The following is a 21,570-nucleotide window of genomic DNA, read 5'->3' as shown; positions in this document are numbered from 1 at the left end:
TTTTTAAAGTTTGATCAATTTGATGATTTGGTCATTCTGTCTTAGAATATAAATCCCTGATGGATTTTCTGTTAAATTTAAGGTGTGTAAATTACCTGGATTCATGTTTTGAATTTGTTGACCATTTAAATCATAAATAAAAAGTGGATCTGAAAAATTTTCTGTGAAAATGGTCCAGATTCCGGATGACGGATTGGGATAAATGCGAAATGAACCATTGGAATGGTTGTCGTTCTGATCGTTCAGCAGAACATCCGGTAAACTCATCATCCATTGTGCGGAGTAGGGTAGGGAGTTTTGGAATAGGATGGATTGTTCTTGTTGATTTGCCAATACGGCATTGGACCCCAGGATCCAATTGTTCTGATGGGCATTGGGAGAATTTCTTCTAAAAAGTTTGAATGCTGTATTCTGAGCAGCAGCATTTGCATCAAATAAAGAGTTAGATATGAATCGAATGCTGTCAAGCGTCATTGCAGGGTTTCCATCCCAGAATCTTGTGATCCAATAACCAGGATGAAAGGGCGCATGAATGGAATCAACCTGTGGAATTGGATTCTGATTCAAATGATACGAAAACAATTTGGTGGTCGAAGGAATGTTATTTTGTAGATGAACTTCCATTCCGGTTTTTGAAAATTGATTCCAACCGACTTTCGGTGAAGTGATTTGTTGGCTGACGCCTGCGGAAATCGGTGCGGTGGACAATATTGAGATCGCCTGGTTGTTGGTGGCATGAGATACTCCCATCCGATTGTAAAAGATCTCATGATTGTCTTCGTTAAACTGGAAATATCCCAGGAGTCCGAGCTCTTCTTTTTGGATCAAATGCATGGATAATCTGATTTCCTCCTGGCTGAGAGAGCGGTTGTACAATTTTAATTCGTCCATTTCTCCGTCAAAGTCGCCGCATTGTCCAGGCACACCTTTTCCAACTTCCCAGGGTGTTTTACTAAAATCAAAATCTCCAAAATTGCCCCTTCTTGTCCAACCAGTTCCATCGCGATACAGTCGAATGGAATCCTTATACACCACAAGAGCCACATGGGTCCAAACCAGGGTGTCCAGATTAAATGGTGAAGTCAACTGATAAGGGACATCTTTCCAAAAAAAGGTCAGGTTGGTAGTTGGTACATATCCCTGAAATGCAAATCCAAATCCAAATCCAACATTGCTTCCCCAATTGCTGATGATTTGTGTAAAGCAATCTTGTCTGCGGTGGAGCTTAATCCATGCCATTACCGTAAATCCTTTTGCACCCGCAAGTGCCGGAATAGCAGGAATATTAAGCGCGTTGTTGCGTGCTCCAAGATCCAAAGCTTTGTCCGAAATCGAATCAGGATTGCAAACAGATGGGTTTATTTTAACCATGTCCGTTACGGTTTTTTCAGAAACGCCCTGGGCATTTTTAATTTTAAGAGTAACATCATAACTACCGGGTGTGCTGTACATTACTTTTGGATTTCTGGAACTTGGATCGCTGACATAACTTGCGTTGGGAAAACTCCATTCCCAGCTTTGAGTGCCGTCATATTCCAAAGTAGAATAATCATCAAAATAAAAAGTATCTCTGTGACAGTAAGTACTCTGCTTGTCCACTGAGGGTTGCGCCACCGGTTTTGATGGTTCGTAAAAATCGATTTCCCAAACACCCAGATTCGATCCGTTGATTAATTGATGGTTTTTGTAGAAGGGTTTTAAAGTACGTGTAAAATGACTTGCACTTAGGCCGGTTCCGTGGAGATCCCAATCTGTCATGTTTTTATTGCGATAGAATATTTTGCCGCCATCACAAGCTATGTAAACCCCATCTTCTGTACCATTCTGATAAAGAATATCGGATATGTTATGAGACGCAATGGTTTGTGTGGTGAGATTGATCCAGCTTTGACCTCCGTCTAAACTTTTGAAAACTTTGTTTTGTGCATTTCCGGATCGGAGCGCCTGAAAAATTATCTTGGGATCCTGATCACTGATGCAAATGGCTTTTACCCTTCTCATTCCGCCTGAAGTTCCAGGGGGATTTGACAATTTTTCAAAAGACCTTCCTCCGTCCAATGATTTCCATATCTGGCCTTCAGTTCTTCGATTGTTTCGTTCACTAAAATAAATCACCGCGGGATCAGCACGGCTAATCTCAATGTCTTCCACCCATGAGTCTGCGTCTGGTACTGAAAAAAGGGATTCGAATGAGGCTGCATTGTTGTTGCTGACCCACAGAGAATTTTTTTCTCCCAAATAAACTGTCGAATAACAAACCGGACTCCAGACCATTTTGCTAAATTCCATGGGATAGTAAGATTCATTTGGGTATTTGGCGCATGGAATCTGATTCCAGATCATTTTCTGTTGATTCTCCCTGGCGACGGAATAAGCGCCTATGTCTGAAAAATACAAATCTTGATTTCGGATGGGGTGAATATACCCTGTCGCCTGTTCCGCTCCACCCATCCGAATGTATTTTCCATCAAAATCAGGAGCGTAAACGGTGTTGCCATTGTGGTATCTGCCTCCTGCAAATGTTTTTTGATGCCAACCAACGTCAAATCCCCAGAAATCACTGCCGTTGAGTCCCTTGTTGCGTGCGTAGGATTTGTTGACATCTGTAAAAAAGTCGGTGGAATAAGTCAAGCCTCCGTCGGTTCCAATCCAGTAATCATTGCCATGTCCCACCGCACATTGAAAATCAGGATGCACCGCAAAGTCTCCACCATACCCACCATGTATTGTAAAGCTTTGACCTCCATTGGTGGATTTAAAAATGGATCCGGTTCCCGTGATGAGATGGTCTGCATTGGTGTTGGATGCAATAATGGCCAAATCGTAAAATCCTTGCCAATTGTCCATTGGAAATTCCGGAGAATTATATCCTTGATAATTACCCTTTGCAGCAATGTTCCAGCTTTCACCTTCATTATCGCTGCGCATCAAATATGGGCCGCGATTATTAGTCAACACAATGGCGTAAACCCGGTTTCTATTGGCGGGTGATACCGCCATGCGCACACCACCATCTTTCAAATTATGCCAGCCTGCATTTTTTAGACTGAAACTTGCCCCTGCATTGCTTGACTTGACGGGTTCATAGTATCCCAGACTGTTGTTGTACCGCATGGTATAAATGATATTATTGTTGGATGGATTGGCCTTTATATCACAACTTGCCTCGGTAAATATTTGGGTCCAGTCCTTTCCTGAATTGACAGACCTGAAAAGTCCCTTGCTGGTAGAAGCCAACAGGACGTTTGGCCTATCGCTGAGAATTTCAAAATCATGCACCCATAGATCTTGGTATTGAAAAACAATGCTCCAGCTGTTTCCTCTGTCCACGGATCTTTGAATGGCACCTGCCGTTCCCAAAAAGATGGTATCCGGAGAAGTAGGATGAACCGCTATGGCTTTGGTTTCCAATTTTTGATGATGCGCTACTTGGGTCCATTGCAATCCTTTATTTTCAGTCCGATAAATTCCGCCAGTCTCTGAGGCTGCAATCATAAAAGAAGGGTTTGATTTGCAGAGATCAACTGCGTAAACATTGACCTGCCATGGACAGGCCACCTGAGGACTTTCCAGCCAAAAAGTTTCCATATCCACCACCTTCCATTCTGGCATTTGGGATCTGGTGTTTGTATTGATTTCTGTAACTGGTTGCTCTATAATATTTGATTTTCTTTCTTTAATATTGCCAAATTCATCCAGACACATTCTGTTTTGCATGATTAATCGCTTGTAATACCTGCTGAACTTCGATTTCTCAAATGGGTGAATGGCGTAATATGCCTTAAAAGCAGAATCAACTTTATGCAAATTGACGGGATTATCATACAGATAGATTGCCCATGCTGGAATATCTTTATCTGGTATGGGTTTTAATAAATCGGGTGCCTCCTGACCACATACCATATTCCATCGAAGGAAAATGAGACTACAAATTGCAAGAAGTCGGATATTTATTTGCATGTCAATAGTTTTATAAATTGGATGGATTAGTTTTCAGTTTTCCAAACTTCTTGAAAAAGCTGATTTTTCATTTTTTTAATTTCCTCTCTTGCTTTGATGAGTTCTACGCCTTCATCATGGGCTGTATTCTCAACAATTTGTTGGTCGAGCTCTTTGATCACTTTATTGAATTTTCTGAATTTTAAATATTTGACCACCGATTCAATTTCATTTTCTGTATAATCAATGCCATTGGTTTTTTTGTTGAGATAAATACCGTATTTATCAGCCCAGTTGTCGCTGTACGAATATGGAAAAGCCGAGAACTCAATGGCCAATTGAGACACATGTTTGGTAGGATGATGTAAGAAGTAATTGAAGTTAACCGGATCGTTTGTTTGTATTCTGCCTATGACATCTTGAATAAGCATGGCGTAGAATGGATTGTCAAAATACTCCAGAATGTCAATGATATTCTCGATAATAAAGTGAGCTACAGTAAAGCTGGTATCTTTCCACGGTTGGTCTGCTGCAAGCATCAGTATTCGGATGAGTTCTTTTTCGTGGATTTCATCTCCTGTTTCTAGAAGATGTTGGTTTTGTTTCTTAAAACTTATTTCTTGCTGATCGTTTAAGATGGTTTCATCGTGTTGCAGGGATTTTCTTTTGTCTGCAAAGGATTTATTTTTTAAATTTTCACGAATGTAATTGTTGCAATTTTCTATCAGCGTGGATTCCTGCAGTTGCAAAATTTTAGCAGCATTTTGTAAATAAATAGAGCGTTTGATGGAGTCTTCAATTTTTGCAATTATTTGAACAATTTCCTGGACGACTGCTGAGCGTTTGACAGGATCATTCTGTGATTGTTGGTGGAGCAATTGTATTTTAAATAAGATAAAATCTTTTACTTCGTTGGTTAAAAAATTCTGAAAACCTTCATACCCATATTTTTTAACAAAACTATCAGGGTCTTCTTTCTCAGGAAACAAAGCAACATATACATTGAGTCCTTCTTTGATGATCAGTTCAATTCCCCTTTCGGCGGCTTTGATTCCAGCCTGATCTCCATCATAAAGTATGGTCACAGTTTGAGCATGTCTTTTGATAAGATGGATCTGATCTTCTGTCAATGCAGTACCTGAAGAAGCTACCACATTTTCAATTCCAGCCTGATGCAGGGACATCACATCAGTATAGCCTTCTACTAGATAGCAGTTGTTTTGTTTTCTAATCTCATTTTTGGCGAGATGTAATCCAAATAAGGTTTTACTTTTCTTATAAACCTGGCTTTCCGGTGAGTTGATGTATTTTGCAATTTTGCTCTCGCCGCCAATGATTCTGCCAGCAAATCCGGTGACTTTTCCACTTTGATTGTGGAGAGGAAAAATAATTCTGTTTCTAAAAAAATCCTGATGGTTGGCAGTGGTCAATCCGACCTTTTTCAGAAATTCAGCTTGATATCCTTTTTGGATGGATTCTTGTGTAAATGCAGATGGATAATCTGCGGCAAATCCAATTCCAAATTTTTGCAAGGTGGAGTCCAGAAATCCTCTTTCTTTAAAATAAGAAAGACCAATGTTTTTGCCTTCGTCGGAATTCCAAAGTTTGTCGGAATAGTATTCCTGTGCCCATTGGTTGATAATATTCAAGGATTGAATTTCCAATTCCGCAGCCTGATCCTGCTGACTCAATTCTTTTTCTTCGAGCTCGATCTGATAGCGTTTTGCAAGCAGCCGAATGGCTTCTGAAAAACTGAGTTGCTCGATCTCCTTGATAAATTCAATGGGATCACCCCCTTTACCACAGCCAAAACACTTGAAAATATTTTTTGAAGGAGACACCGAAAAGGAAGGGGTCTTTTCTTTGTGAAAAGGACAAAGGCCAGTTAAGTTCGAACCCCTGTTTTTGAGATCGACATAATCTCTGACGATTTCTTCGATCCGAGCCGCATCAATAACTTTTTGTATGGAATTGTGTTGAATCATCTCAGCCCTGCATGGTAAATTGAAGTAAGTCGCCCATGGAATATATACCGATTTTATCTTTTATCCATTCTGCACCAATCACCGCTCCGCTGGCAAATTCAGAACGATTGAATGCTTCATGGCTCAACAAAATCTGATCATTTGGCCCGATCAATTTTACCTGATGGTAACCCACCACATTTCCCTCTCGTTTTGTATTTACGGGTATGAATTGATTTTGTTCTTCTTGTGGGTCAAGGATCCAACCGTTGTATTCCTTGTGATCTTGCAGGATATCCGAGACAAGGGTAAGAGCCGTGCCGGAAGGTTTATCCACTTTGGCCGTATGATGCACCTCTTCGACGATGTATTTATAAAGGGGAAGCGTTTTGGAAAGTTTTGCCAGCATTCTGTTCATTTCAAAAAATAGATTGACTCCGATGCTGAAATTAGAAGCCCACATGAGTGTTCCGTTGTATTGGATTTGAAATTTTGTCATTTCTTCCCATTGGTCAAGCCAGCCCGTACTTCCACTTACCACCGGCACACCCGCTTTGAAACAAGCCTTGATATTCTCAAAGGCAGAAAGTGGTCCTGTAAATTCGATGGCGACATCACTCAATGTTAGAAAATGAGCTAATTCGTCGACATTGGATTTATGGATGATTCCTGTGATAGAATGTCCTTTATCGTTTAAAACCTTCTCTATGGCCTGCCCCATTTTGCCATAACCAATTAGACAAATATTCATAATAAACTGATAATCAATATAAAAATATATTTTATTAAATCCCACACAAAAATAGGCATTGGTACATGAATAAAAGGTCTATTTTTGCCGCTAATCCTTTGGACATAATCATTCACCAAATTAAATGATCGTGATATGGGATGGTTTACCCGCCTGAAAGAAGGGATATCAACAAAAACGAAAAACAAGAAAGAAGCCCCGGACGGCCTGTGGTTTAAATGTCCGGAATGCAACACAACTTCCACCAATATGAAGTTGAAGGAGAATTTGTACAAATGTCCTTCGTGCAACTACCATACCCGCATAAGTTCAGATCAGTATTTTGATATTTTGTTTGAGGGTAAATACGAAACCCTCTTTGATGAACTCCAATCGTATGACTTTCTGGAGTTTACAGATTTGCAACCCTATTCCAAGCGTTTGGAAGAAGCGAAAAAAAATTCAAATAAAAATGATTCGATTACTGTGGCCATTGGTCGTATCAACAAAAAGCCATTGGTGGTAGCTGCAATGGATTTTAGTTTTATTGGAGGATCGATGGGGAGCGTGATGGGAGAGAAGATTAGCAGGGCAATCGATGTGGCAATAGAGGATAGAGCAGCACTGATGGTAATATCCAAATCCGGTGGGGCAAGAATGATGGAGTCAGCATTTTCACTGATGCAGATGGCTAAGACTTCTGCCAAACTTACGCTCTTGGCCAAACACCGTTTGCCTTATTTTTCCTTTTTAACAGACCCAACCACAGGAGGTGTTACCGCCTCCTTTGCCATGTTGGGCGATATTAATTTTTCCGAACCCAAAGCTCTCATTGGATTTGCAGGTCCCAGAGTGGTTAGGGAGACCATCAAAAGGGATTTGCCCGAAGGCTTTCAGCGATCCGAATTCCTATTGGAAAATGGATTTCTTGATTTTATCGTCGATCGCAAGGACCTGAGAGAAAGGATATCGGATCTTTTGGAAGCGTTTGAACTCGACGCAGAGTAACACAAATTCCAACATTTAGTATAGTTATCTGAATAGCAGTGTTCTGAACACTGCAATGGTTGGTCTATTTTGAAGCCCATGATGGGAATAATTAGGTCCATCGGAGAGGACATTCCTTTTTTATAAACTTTTTTTTTACTGATAATAAGTTTTTATTAAGTGTAAATATTGTAAAAATAGAACTTAATATATTACTGATTTATATAATGTTTTGATATTAATCTTTTCAGTGATGAGTAGAAAGATCAGAGACATTTTTGGAACATTCCTTGCACTTTAAGCAGCAGATAAAATAATTGGAATCGCTAAATGCGGTATGCATTTATTGAAACCAATGAGATTATCTATACCCTCCACCCGACAATCCCCCCATGGTCGCATGTAGCCGGCATGCGCTCATTATGATTGGCAAAAAACGAATTATTTAAAAATGTCATTTGATTATGAAGAGACCGTTGTTTACACAAATCACTGATTCTTTCTTCATGAAGAATCTTCTGCCGGTGATGCTCTGGATGGGCCCGGTATTTGGGGTGGATTTAGGAGCTCAGACATGTGCGACCTTAAGCCTTCCTCCAGTAGCGAATGTGTGCCAGTCAAGTACCGTGCAATCTTATGTTATTAATAACTTTGATGCAGCCAACACTTACACATTCAATTTAATCTCCGGTAGTGCGGTGATTAATTATGTGGCTCCTCAGCCGTTTGTCAACATTATTTGGAATACTCCGGGTGACGTTGTCTTTGAAATGGTAGAGCTGGACCTTTCAATTCCAATAGGCCCATGCGATCGGGACACTTTTCGAATCAATGTAGGAGCCACCAATGCACCTCAAATCAATTGCAATGACACAGTCAATGTGTCTTTGGATGAGACATGCAATGGTTTGGTAACTCCTGCGATGATTTTGGAAGGTACTGGATTTGATTTTAGGGATTATGATGTTGTGATTCGGGACATTAATACCGATGCGCCGATAGCGTCAAGCCCCTATGTCAATTCATCGCATTTGGGTAGATACTATAAGGTGTCGGTTACCCACCGTTGCAGTGGAAATTATTGCTGGGGATTGATTAAGGTAGAAGATAAATTAAAGCCCAGAATTACATGTCGCAGCATTGAGGTAGATTGTGGTGAAAGTATCTTGCCATCCAATCCCAATGTGGGATTTCCAAAACCTGTCGGAGCGCCAAACCCAACGCCGGTACCAGGTCAACCCAGGACTTATACAAGCAGTAGTTCTTTTTATGACAATTGCGGTCCAACCCGATTTACTTACAATGACCGGACAGTCCAAGTGGTTTGTCCTCCTCCGGCTCCATACATAGACACCATTTTTAGAACATGGCATGCAGTGGACAATTATGGCAACGACACTACATGTGTTGATACCATTCTAATGAGGGCCGGATCCTTGAGCAACATTACCTGTCCTCCCAATTATGACGGACTTCCGGGTGGATTACCTGCCTTAACTTGTACAGACTCCATTACACCTACATTTACAGGTTTTCCCGGTGGGGTGAATTGTAGAAATATCAATTATTCCTACAACGACATCCGATTGGGCGCTTGTGCTGGATCTTTCAAAATATTGAGAGAGTGGTTTATTGTGGATTGGTGTACTGGTGAGGACACTACCTGTATTCAGGTGATCAAAGTCGTTGACGATCAAGCTCCGCTTGTGGGATGTCCTGCTCCAAACTATGATACCATTTACACCTTGCCCCATGCATGTTACGGAAATTTTGAAACAGGTTTACCCGTGATTTTGAGGAATGAGTGTTCATATCCATTGGTTTATGAGTTGCTCGTAAAAAGAGGAGTTTTGGATACATCGATCGCGCCTAGTTCATTGGAGGCCACCACCGAAGGTGTGTTCCGAAGAATGAATGGTGCAACCCTATTGGGTTTTCGAGTAGAAAATCTTCCAGTCGGATTAAGCTGGTTGGTATATAGAGTGACCGATGCGTGTGGCAACGTCGGCGAATGCATCAAGGAAGTGGTCGTGGTCGAGACGTCCAGGCCAACAGCGGTTTGTCATTTTGAGACCATTGTGACCTTAACAGATGATGGTTGGGCCAAAATTGATGCAATTGCATTCGACGATGGGTCTCATGACAATTGTGAAATGGGTGGCTTTAAAGTCATGCGAATGGACTCCAGCATTTGCGGTGGAAAAGGAAATACCAGTTTTGATGATTACATTGAGTTTTGTTGTGATGATGTATCACTCACAGTTCCCGTCATTGTCAGATTACTGGTAATTGACCGCGCAGGAAATACCAATGAATGTATGGTGCGTGTATTTGTCCATGACAAGAAACCACCGGTAGTAACTTGCTTACCAAATATTACAGTTAGCTGTCAGTTTGATTATTCTGATTTGACCAAGTTTGGTGTTTATCGGACCAAAGAAGAAGACAGAAAAAATATCATACTCAATGATCCGAACAACAACACAGTTGCTCAACCTCACTTTTGGGGAAGAGATGGATTAATTTCTGAAGATTGTACCTTGTTCATCGATACATCCGAAGTTACTTTTCCTCAACAATGCGGACTTGCAACCATTCAAAGAACCTTTGTCTTCAGGGACAAAGCCAATAATTCAGTTAGCTGTACACAGTTTATTACAGTCAGAAACTTTAGCCCTTTCAACTTAGCCAATGTTGTATTTCCGGCTGATACGAGCTTATCTGGTTGTCTCGATCACGTTGATACCAGTGCCACCGGATCTCCTAAATGGCCTGCAGGTTCGTCTTGTAGCTCCGTGATTGCGACTTATGAAGATGAAGTTTTCAATCAGGTCGAGAATGTATGTTTTAAGATTCTCAGAAAATGGACCGTCATTGACTGGTGTAGTTTTAACCCGACAACGAGAGCAGGAAGTATTTCTAGGACTCAGGTGATCAAAGTGATCAACAAAGACAAACCTGATTTTACTTCTTCTTGCGACAACCGAAGTTTTGATGTGATTTCCGCGGATTGCAATGGAAATATCACACTGACAGCAAGTGCAATCGACATTTGTGGAAATTCAACCGGACTTGTTTGGAGCTATAAAATTGATATTGGAAACAACGGCAGCGTGGACATCAACGGAAACTCCAATGATGCAAGTGGTGTATATCCAGTCGGGTCACATCGCATCACCTGGACGGTAGAAGATCGTTGTGGAAATTTCGAAACTTGCTCTTATATATTTACTTTAATTGACCGCAAACAGCCTACACCTGTGTGCAGATCGGGTATTATTACTGTGATTATGCCTACCAGTGGTAGTGTAACTATTTGGGCCAATGATTTGAATATTGCCAGCAATGACAATTGCACTCCTGCAAATCAATTATTGTATTCTTTTAGTTCCAATACGAATAATAATTCCAGAACATTCACATGTGCTCAAATCCCAGATGGTGTTTCTGAGGAATTTAGCTTCAGGATCTATGTCACAGACCTCGCAGGAAATCAGGATTATTGCGAGACCAAAGTAATTATTCAGGACGGATTGGGCAATGCTTGTCCAGACAATCTTGGTGGTGGCGGAACGACTGCCACAGCGATCGTTGCTGGATTGATATCCACGGACCAGAACAGTACATTGGAAGAAGCCATGGTGGCCATCAATGGAGCAACACCATCACTTCCAAAATATCACATCACCCAGAAAGATGGAAAGTACGTGTTTGCTGCTCTGCCGGTGAAAGAAAATTACACCTTGTCCGCGGTTAAAGACGATGATGTATTAAATGGTGTCACCACAGCAGACATTGTAGCGATTCAGAAACATATTTTAGGGATACAGTCTTTGGAAAGTCCTTACAAATATATAGCTGCCGATGTCAATAACTCCAGAAGCATCACGGCAAGAGACATCACTGATTTGAGAAAATTAATCCTTGGTGTGACGGAAAAATTCCCGATTGGAAAATCATGGGTGTTTGTCAATGCGGATCAAAAATTCAATGATCCGACCAGTCCATGGCCTTATGAAGATGCAATGGTATTGAACCAATTGGACAATCATCAAATGGATAAAAATTTTATCGCGGTAAAATTGGGTGACATCAATAATTCTGCGTTGACCAACCAGTTGTCCAAGCTGAGCTCAAGAAATCAAAATGTAGCCACGCTTGAAATTTCGGATGTTGATTTCGAAATGGAGAATATCATCAACATTCCAATCTTCATGAATGGAATTGAGACCATCTCAGGATTGCAGGCAGAGCTTCGTTTTGATCCATCCGTGCTTGAATTTGTGGATCTCCGCGCGGGAAGCATGAAAGCGGATAACGGTCATATCAACCCATTCCTATTAGAGAATGGAGTGATCAGATTTAGTATCGACCAGGTGTCAGGTGTAGGCACCGATCGACCTTTGTTTGAGCTGGTTTTCAATACCAAAAAGAATGGCCAGGTTAAAGAGAACATTTACATGAGTAGAAGCAGTTTTGTTGGAGAAGCCTATTCTTCCAACGGCGAAACTTATACACTGAATTTGGGCTTCAGATCTCACGAAGAAGACCAAAATACTGAAAAGGGATTTGTGTTATATCAGAACAGACCCAATCCATTCAGCACAGTTACAGATATTTCATTTTACCTTCCAAAAGAAGGAGAAGCAAATCTTAAAATCTGTGATGTCAATGGAAGAATACTAAAACAGCTGACAAGAAAATTTAGTGCAGGAATGCACACTGTGCAAATCAGTAATAAGGATATTGAACAATCCGGAATTCTATACTACATTCTTGAATCGAGTGAGCATAGAGCGGTAAAAAAGATGATCCTCATAAAATAATTAAAACCATACCCCCGGTTTTTTTTAAATCAATTACCCAAGTATTTACAAAGGACCGTTTGAGGATCTCAGAAATTGTTCAACATACCTTATTAAAACTCATAAAAATGAAAAAGAATTATCTCAATAAAAATCGAATTAAAATGAGGAATTTATTTTACTCAGAACCTGTATTCAAAAATCTCCCGGGAAGATTCCGGTCGATTGCAACCATTGGTTTTATTCTAATTACTTCGTTATTTGGAATTTCCAATCTTTCCGCCCAATGTCTCACCATCAACAAAACATTGGTAGGAGTGGCTGCGGCAAGTAGTGGAGTTGCTGGAAACATTGACGCTACTTTTGACATAGAAGTGATAAACACTGGATGTGCCTTTGCCGGTAACATCAATGTTTGGGACAATGCTTCAGACCCTTCCATGTTGGGTGCTGCATTTGTCAGAGTAGTGGGAGCTCCGGTCACAGTTTATTTGGACAATCCGGTTCCCAACAAAGATGGTATCATCAATTTATCTTATGATGGGATTTTACCCAATGACAATCTGACTTCAGGAATTGGCTTTCTATTTCTTGGAGAAAGAGTGGTCTATCGCCTGGTGTTTGAAGTCAACCCAAGAGCGATAGCTGCGCCAGCGGTTCTAGGAAATTTTGCAATCGCGGCAGCTGGAATACCGGTTGGTGATCCTGCCAGCGTATCCAATACCGCGGAAATTCCAAATTGCTGGAGCAATTGTCAAATGGCCTGTAACAACAACATTCAGGTATCTGTCAACAGTTCCTGCGAGGCCGATATATTGGCTGCAATGGTTTTGGAAGGTGAAGATCCTGTTTGTGCAGATCTTGGATTTTACCAGGTGACCATCACTTACAATAACCAGAAGGTCAACTTACCATTAGGTATTGGATACATCGGTAAAAGACTGACCGTTACAGCCAGGAACATTGTTTGTGGTAACTCCTGCTGGGGAAATTTACTATTGGAAGACAAAACACCTCCGGCTTTGGAATGCAGACCACGGGATACATTTCGTTGCAATACCAATTTGAATCCTATTGTGTTTGGTTTTCCGGTCGATTCTCCTTTTATCATTAATACTGGAGTTTATCCATTTATTGTGACAGGTATTGATGCCTGCGGAAGCGTTTCATTGACTTATAGTGACAGTGTTGTTAATCACGCCTGTTCAAATCCTATATTAAGTGCAACCATATACAGAAGATGGTGTGCAACTGATGCGGGTGGATACAAAAGTTGTTGTACCGATACCATTGACCTCCAGAGAGGAACCATTGGCGATATAACATTGCCTCCCCATTTTGATGGTCAACCAGGAAATTATCCTGCATTGCAGTGCAATGGCAATTGGAAAAAATTTCCGAACGGAAATCCGGATACCAGTGAAATCGCATTTGATAGTTTGGGACTATTGATAGGAGGTACTGGAAGACCATCTGGTATTTTTTGCGGGAATATACAATTTGAATTCAGCGATGACACCATCCGTGTGTGTGAAGGTTCTTTCAAACTTTTGAGAAGATGGCTTATCATAGACTGGTGCAATCCGAACAACCGAGTAAACTATATTCAATTGATCAAAGTAGTGGATGAAACTCCACCCCTTGTTACTAACTGCCCGGATATTATCGAAGTGAGTACCAACGCACACAGTTGTACAGCTTCCTATATCTTACCGGCTCCACAAAATCTTGTAGTTGGTGTGCCACCTGCTCCAAATGTACCACTTGTCTTGGAAACTTGTTCTGGATGGACTTACGATGTTTCTTATTTACCAGCCGCGGATCCCAATAGTTGTGTACCTGATCCAAATGCGTTCAGAACCAAAGCGAATATTGTTCGACTACCGGATGGAAGATTCCGCGTGGACAATTTGCAGCCCGGTTGCAATTGGATCTTTTACAACATTTGCGACGATTGTGGCAACTGTACCGAATGTTCGTTTGATATTCGTGTCGTTGATAGAACTCCTCCGGTTGCTGTATGTCAGCAAAAAACTGTGGTTGGACTTACCGCAAATGGCCGTGCAACAGTTGCTGCGCATGTATTTAATCAAGGTTCAAATGACAACTGTGAAATGGGTTACTTTAAAGTGCGCAGAATGGTTCCTGGTCCTTGTGGTGTATTTGGTACATCGCCTGCAGATTCTATTTTATTCTGCTGTGAAGATATTGCAAGAAGCCCGATCACCATCATTCTAACAGTTTATGACAAAGCAAACAACAGCAGCGAATGTATGGCACAGGTTGAAATTCAAGATAAACTACCTCCTAGGGTGACCTGTCCCAAAGACACCACTGTTTATTGTGAAACAGATCTATCCAATTTATCTGTGTTTGGTAGTTCTACCATTCTTGACAACTGCAGTGTACAACCATCGCAAAGAGTAGAAAATTTATTGAACAATTGCAACTACGGCACCATCAGAAGATGGTTCATTGGAACAGATGCAGGTGGTAGAAAGGACTCTTGTTTTCAGACCATTACAGTTCTTGATACAGCTGTATTTACTTATGATGACATCATCTTTCCAAAAGATACAGTATTGGATGGCTGCAGAGGCAATGTTTCTCCGGATATAACCGGCAAACCAGTCTTCAAAAATCGGGATAAATGCAATCAGATTATTGCGAACTATAAAGATTTGGATTTTAATTTTGTAGAAGGAATCTGTCATAAAATACTCCGCACCTGGACAGTAATCGATTGGTGTCAATACGATGCCCACGACCCGGATAGTACAAATGGAATTTGGAGTTGGGTGCAGGTGATCAAAATTTCTGAGAGCAGACCACCCGATTTTACAAGCTCTTGTGCTAACAGAGAACTTTGTATCCTCAACGGATGCAGCGTTACAGGAAGTTTTAGTGCTACAGCCACAGATAATTGTACAGATCAACAAGATTTACGATGGGCTTATCGCTTGGATCGCAACAATGACAACAGTGTAGACTTAACAGGATCAGGTAGAAACTTTTCTGCAAATTTGGAAGAAGGGATTCATCGTGTTACCTTTATTGCGACCGATTTGTGTGGAAACTCTGCCACTTGCTCGTACTTGGTGACCGCAAGAGATTGCAAAGCCCCAACCCCTTATTGTGCACCGGGTGTGGTCACTGTGATCATGCCATCCACTGGCAATGTGACGATTTGGGCAAGTGATTTTGATGCCGGATCATTCGATAATTGTACAGAAAATTCAAAGTTGAAGTTTTCTTTTAGTGCTGATACAAACAACATTTCTTTAACCATTCAATGTAGTGATTTGGACAGCCTTCGCGAACTGAGGAGGGAGGTGACCATTTATGTGACAGATGAAGCCGGAAACCAGGATGTATGCCGCACGACCTTGATTATTCAGGATAACCAGGGTGTTTGTCCTAGTAATTTGGGATCAGAAGTCTTCGGATTGGTCACCGTCACCAATCAAACTTTGGCACAGAATGTGACCCTTCAGATTACCAAGGAATCAAATGGACAGCAAAAAGAAACAGTTACCAATGAACAGGGTAAGTATGCTTTTTATGATTTGCCATTAAATGATTCTTACCTGCTGACACCAAGCTATGATGACAACGATCATATACAAGGTGTTACCACCAGAGATATTGTAGCGATTCAAAAACATATTTTGGCGGTTGAATCATTGAATAGTCCTTATAAAATGATTGCTGCAGATGTTAATAAATCAGCTTCAATCACTGCAAGAGATATTACAGAAATTAGAAAGTTGATATTGGGTTATCAGGAAAAATTCCAAGACTCAGAATCCTGGGTTTTTGTTGACGCTGAGTATGCGTTTGATGCTTCGGGCCCATACAACTATCCTGATCACGTTAAACTGAGCAATTTGCAAAAAATAAAGTATGAAAACAATTTTATTGCAATTAAGATTGGAGATGTTACTGGAGAAGCGGTTACCGGAAATGCAGTCCGGACTTCCACCAGATCTAATAAAGTTTTTGGATTGGAAATGGAGTCAGTTACTGCACGGTCCGGGGATCTCATCAGAGTACCGGTATATGCCAATTCAGATGTAAGTTCGTTTGAAGGCTTTCAATTGGATATCAAATCTGAAGGACAGAAATTTCAATTTGAATCTGTTGAGCCTGCAAGTTTTGAAATCAACCCTCAGCATTATCTGATCAGAGACAATTCATGCAGGATTTCATGGAATGAGCAGAAAGCCTTAGACCTCAAATCTGGAGATATATTGTTTTATTTATTGATTCGCGCAAATTCTGATATGAAAGAAGAGTTTTTGAATGTCACATTGTCAAACACTTTTCAATCTGAAGCTTACAGCGCCTACGAAGATTTCAATCTAAGCTTATTGTTTAGATCAAATGACGGAAATCTTGTCAAAGGTCAATATGAATTGTATCAAAACGTACCAAACCCATTCAATGGGGTAACAACAATTTATTACAAAGTGCCTAAGTCCGAACAAGTCAAGATCAGCCTCTTTGATATGTCAGGCAAATTGATCATGACGAATTCGTACAAAGCGACGACCGGATTGAATTCTGCAGAAATCAGAGTGGATGCTGAATATGCGGGAATCATTTACTACCAATTAGAGACAAACGACTTTGTTGCCACACGTAAAATGGTCGTAATAAAATAAACGGTTCTTGGGTAATTAGGCTTGACACCGGGGGCCTTCAGACGGTCCCCGGTAAATAGCTTTGAATTGCAGAACCTTAAAAATTTTTTAAATGAGAAATTTAATTCAACTTAAAAAAGTAAATATGAAACCGATGATTACTCAAAGTTGGTTTGGATTTAAGAGTCTGATTTTTTTAGTTGCCCTGTTCGTGGTAACCAACAACAGTCTCCATTCCCAAACTTTGATCGCCAATTCGCCAACGGATACAAGCGTTTGTCCCGGAGCTGCGAATGTCACTTATTCAATCTCTCCGGCTGCCGGAGCATGGACTTTTAGTTTACCCAGCGGAGGCGGAACCATTAACTCTACCACTGCTACCTCCGTCAATATTACTTGGGGAACCACACCCGGCACATACTATGTTGCAGCAACAGATGGCGTTGTCAACCTATTGCGCAGAGTATGGATAGAAGGAGACTGGGCGCTTGCCTGTGATGATTTGGTCAATGTGTCAGTAGATGAAAATTGTACTGCTCTTATTACTCCAAATGTAATCCTGGAAGGAAACAGATATCCGGAGGATTCTTATGTAGTTACGGTTTACAATATCAATGGCACAGTGGTTCCAGGAAATCTGGTTTCCGGTGTTCATCTTGACAAGCAGTTGAGGGTCCACGTAAGACATGTATGTACTGGCATTACTTGCTGGGGTTATATTAAGGTAGAAGATAAATTCTTGCCAAATCTGACTTGTGCAGATACGATCACTGTAAGTTGTAACGATGATGTCAGTCCGGCGACCTTAGGTTATCCACTGCCTATAGGAGCAGTGGTAAATCCAAAACCCAATGTGACCAATTGTTTTATTGTGACCAATTTCGATTTGTGCTGCGATGTGGAATTGTGCTTTCATGATACATACACCAAGTACGGTTGCAACAACCCTGTTTATGCTCAATATATCAGACAATGGATTGCCAAGGATTGTAAAAATAATACAAAAACCTGCTCACAGGTTATCAATGTAACTCAGGGAGACTTCGGTGAGATCAGATGTCCGCTTAACTACGATGGTTTTGATAATCCACCGTTGGAATGCGATGACAAGGAACCTGCCTTCGGGCCTTATCCCAAAGGATGGAATGCATTGGACAACGGTCATCCATCCCCTTACGATTATGTGGATAAGGATGGTAATATTATTTGGTTAGGAACAGGTTATCCATTGAATGTCAACTGCGATCATTTTGCAATGACCTACAAAGATTTGAAAATTCCGATTTGCGGAAATTCTTTTAAGATTTTTAGAAGTTGGACCATTTTTGATTGGTGCTCAGGGGAAATTTTGACTTGCAACCAATTGATCAAAGTGGCTGATCACAAACCACCTGTCATATCATGTTCTACCAACTTCATGGTTTTTCCAATGGACTATTATGAATGTACAGGTACTGCCATAGTTTCCGGACCCGATTTTATAGATGACTGCAATGCCACGACCTTAAGTGTGTCTTATAAAAAAGCAGACCCCAATGGAAATCCGGAAGCTGGTGATTTCAGAACAACCGGAGTGACCTATTTAAGTGATGGTCGTGTTAGAATTTCCGGACTTCCGGCAGATACCAATTGGGTGAGATATACAGTAACTGATCTATGTGGCAACGAAACCCGTTGCGTTGTAGAAGTTATCATTGAAGATAATCTGGATCCGGTTGCAGTTTGTGACCAACATACTGTGGTTACTCTTGGCGACAGCGGTGTTGCAAAAGTTTTTGCCACTACTTTTGATCAGGGTAGCTTTGACAACTGCGAGGTTGATTCTATTTTGGTTCGAAGGATGACGGATCTCTGCGGCGTTCCCGGCAATACTTTATTCAGTCCATTTGTCAAGTTCTGTTGTGAAGATGTAGCAGCGAGCCCAATTACGGTGATTATGCGCGTGATTGATAAAAATGGCAATTACAACGATTGTATGGTACAAGTTACAGTACAAGATAAAATTGCTCCAGATATTACTTGTCCTGCCAACATCACTGTGGCATGCACAGTAGATATTCATGATTTATCCATTGTTGGAACTGCAACTGCCACGGACAACTGCGGTGGACTTGAAATTACCTATACAGACGATTCCATTGGCTTTAGATGTGCAACTGGTACGATCAGAAGACTCTGGAGGGCTGAGGACCCGGGCGGAAGATTTGATCTTTGTTATCAAAGTATCACCATCATTGATCCAAATCCGATCCATGCGGGCAATATTTCATGGCCTGCAGCCGATGTAACCATTTCCGGATGTACGGTTGCAGATGCCCATCCGGATAGAATTGGAAGTTTCCCAACCTGGTCACCTCGTCCATGTGCAAACATTATCAGAGGTTATGAGGACGAAAAATTCTACAATGTAGAAGGATTATGTATCAAAATATTAAGAAAATGGAGGGTCATTGATTGGTGTCAGTACGATGTCGCTCATCCGGACTCAAATGGGGTATGGGAATTTAATCAGGTGATTAAAGTCAGAAACACAACGGCTCCAACACTATCTAATTTTACCTGCGCTCCATCCACCGATTCCACACTGAGCAATAATTGTGAAAAAGCGATTACTTTAATCGGATATGCCACAGATGATTGTACAGATTCAACTCTTTTGGTTTGGTCATATACCATTGACTTTGATAACAATGGTTCTGTTGATGTGACTGCCAATGGAAGAAATGCCTCAGGCACCTATCGAATAGGAACACACAAAATCAGATGGACAGTTCGCGACTTGTGTGGTAACTCATCTAGCTGCGATAAATTATTTACCATTAGAGACATAAAGCATCCTACTCCTGTGTGTAAGTCCGGATTAATTACCGTGATCATGGGAAGCAATGGCATGGTTTCTGTAAAGGCCAAAGATTTTAATGAGAAAAGTGAAGACAACTGTACTCCGGCCGGAAGATTGAGATATTCCTTTAGTTCTAATGTCAATGATTCGACCAGAATTTTCAGATGTGCAGATATTCCCAATGGAGTATCAAAAGATACAATCGTAACTATTTATGTGACCGACGAAGCAGGCAATCAGGATTTTTGCAGAACAACTTTAACCCTGCAGGACAATGCCGGCAACGCGTGTCCAAACAGATTGAGTGGTGGCACGGTCTCAGGTTTGGTGACCGCTAATACCAGCGCACCACTAAAAGGTGCTGTGGTAGAATTGATCAAGTCAAACCATAAAATGGGAGATTTACTGACTCTTGAGTCAGGTCATTTTACCTTCCTTGATCTACCGATCGGAGATTCTTATGATCTGATGCCTTCCAAAAATGATGATGCTGCCAATGGAATTACCACTGCGGATATTGTGATGATCCAGAGACATATTCTTGGTCAACAGAATTTCGAATCACCGTTCCAGTACATTGCTGCCGATGCAAATAACTCAGGTTCCATTTCTGTTGCAGACATTTCTGATTTAAGGAAGCTTATTCTTGGGATTACAGATGAATTCCGCAATGGCCAGAAATCATGGAGATTCGTAAACAAGGATTTCGTTTTTGATGAACCTACAAATCCATGGACCAACAATGGCTGGAAGGAGCATGTGCACATCGATCATTTACAAGGTGATCTTTCTGCTATAGATTTTCTTGCCGTGAAAATCGGAGATTTGAATTATACAGCAAGAACAAATCTGTCTGGGGGAATAAGCCCTCGTACATCCGGTTCCTTGATTTTTGAATTGTCCGATGAAAGTCTCAAACCTTCTTCAGAATTGCTGATCCCAATCTATGGATCATCTCTGAAGAAAATTGCAGGATTTCAGATGAGTCTTGCGTTTGACGCCAAAGACATCCAAATCAAAGGAGTGCGACCCGCTGCTATTATGTTGAATGAATCAAATATTCACATTACTGAATCTAATTTTATCAATATCAGCTGGAATGCAGAGGAAGCGATTGCAACAGAGCCTAATAAACCATTGTTTTACCTGGAAGCGAGCAGTATTAAATCCGTAAAAGCAGCTGAAGTGCTCTCAATTAGAAGAGTCGATATGTCGGCAGAAGCTTACACCGAAGAGTTGGAACTTTTGGATGTTCAACTTAGAAACAGAAATTCTGGCCAATTGGTCAGTAAATTTGAACTCTACCAGAATGTTCCAAATCCATTTTCTTCAGCAACCACCATATCCTTTATGGTGGCGGCCGAGGCTGGAGCGGATATCAAAGTGAGAGATCTTTCCGGAAGGCTCATCCTTCAGAAAAGAATTCAGGCTAAAACTGGATTAAACTCTTTAACAATAGGTACAGATGAATTAAATGGTACTTCAGGATTGTTGTACTATACAGTAGAAACAGCAGGCCATTCTGCAACTGGGAAAATGGTCATCGTAAAATAATACATTTTAATAATCGGTTTGCACAAATGCCTTCCAAATTTGGGAGGCATTTTGTGTTTATAAGGGTTAATTATCATTCTGATTGAAACCCGACTCAGATGAAATA

General features: G+C 41.0%; 7 protein-coding genes. 4 read left to right on the top strand and 3 right to left on the bottom strand.

Translation table 11 applies throughout. From position 1 onward, the window contains the following. Positions 1 to 3 precede the first annotated feature (3 nt). The 3 genes from IPM48_00130 to IPM48_00120 are packed head-to-tail and all read right to left on the bottom strand — an operon-like array spanning position 4 to position 6,654. Complete coding sequence (locus IPM48_00130) at positions 4 to 3,960, bottom strand: T9SS type A sorting domain-containing protein (protein MBK9269979.1); 3,957 nt, start codon at positions 3,958 to 3,960, stop codon at positions 4 to 6. A 26-nt stretch (positions 3,961 to 3,986) separates the two neighbouring features. Then, complete coding sequence (gene dnaG, locus IPM48_00125) at positions 3,987 to 5,924, bottom strand: DNA primase (protein ID MBK9269978.1); 1,938 nt, start codon at positions 5,922 to 5,924, stop codon at positions 3,987 to 3,989. Position 5,925: 1 nt separating this feature from the next. Next, positions 5,926 to 6,654, bottom strand: coding sequence for a 4-hydroxy-tetrahydrodipicolinate reductase (locus IPM48_00120; protein MBK9269977.1), 729 nt, complete (start codon positions 6,652 to 6,654; stop codon positions 5,926 to 5,928). 135 nt (positions 6,655 to 6,789) lie between these two features. On the opposite strand from IPM48_00120, the gene IPM48_00115 reads away from it, so the two are divergent. The 4 genes from IPM48_00115 (at position 6,790) to IPM48_00100 (ending at position 21,464) form a co-directional block, all read left to right on the top strand. Further along, positions 6,790 to 7,641, top strand: a complete 852-nt coding sequence (locus IPM48_00115; protein MBK9269976.1) for an acetyl-CoA carboxylase carboxyltransferase subunit beta — start codon at positions 6,790 to 6,792, stop codon at positions 7,639 to 7,641. Between the two features lie 485 nt (positions 7,642 to 8,126). After that, a complete protein-coding gene (locus tag IPM48_00110) occupies positions 8,127 to 12,446 on the top strand; it encodes a T9SS type A sorting domain-containing protein (GenBank protein ID MBK9269975.1) in 4,320 nt (1,439 codons plus the stop codon). A gap of 107 nt (positions 12,447 to 12,553) precedes the next feature. Continuing rightward, positions 12,554 to 17,089 carry a T9SS type A sorting domain-containing protein gene (locus tag IPM48_00105; protein ID MBK9269974.1) on the top strand — a complete coding sequence of 1,512 codons (4,536 nt, stop codon included), beginning with the start codon at positions 12,554 to 12,556 and terminating at the stop codon, positions 17,087 to 17,089. A gap of 91 nt (positions 17,090 to 17,180) precedes the next feature. After that, positions 17,181 to 21,464, top strand: a complete 4,284-nt coding sequence (locus IPM48_00100) for a T9SS type A sorting domain-containing protein (GenBank protein MBK9269973.1) — start codon at positions 17,181 to 17,183, stop codon at positions 21,462 to 21,464. The last annotated feature ends 106 nt before the right edge of the window (positions 21,465 to 21,570 follow it).

This window comes from Saprospiraceae bacterium, assembly GCA_016715965.1.
Classification (GTDB): Bacteria; Bacteroidota; Bacteroidia; order Chitinophagales; family Saprospiraceae; genus Vicinibacter.
The sequence above is the reverse complement of the archived record's forward strand: the minus strand, read 5'-3'. Positions and strand labels throughout refer to the sequence as shown.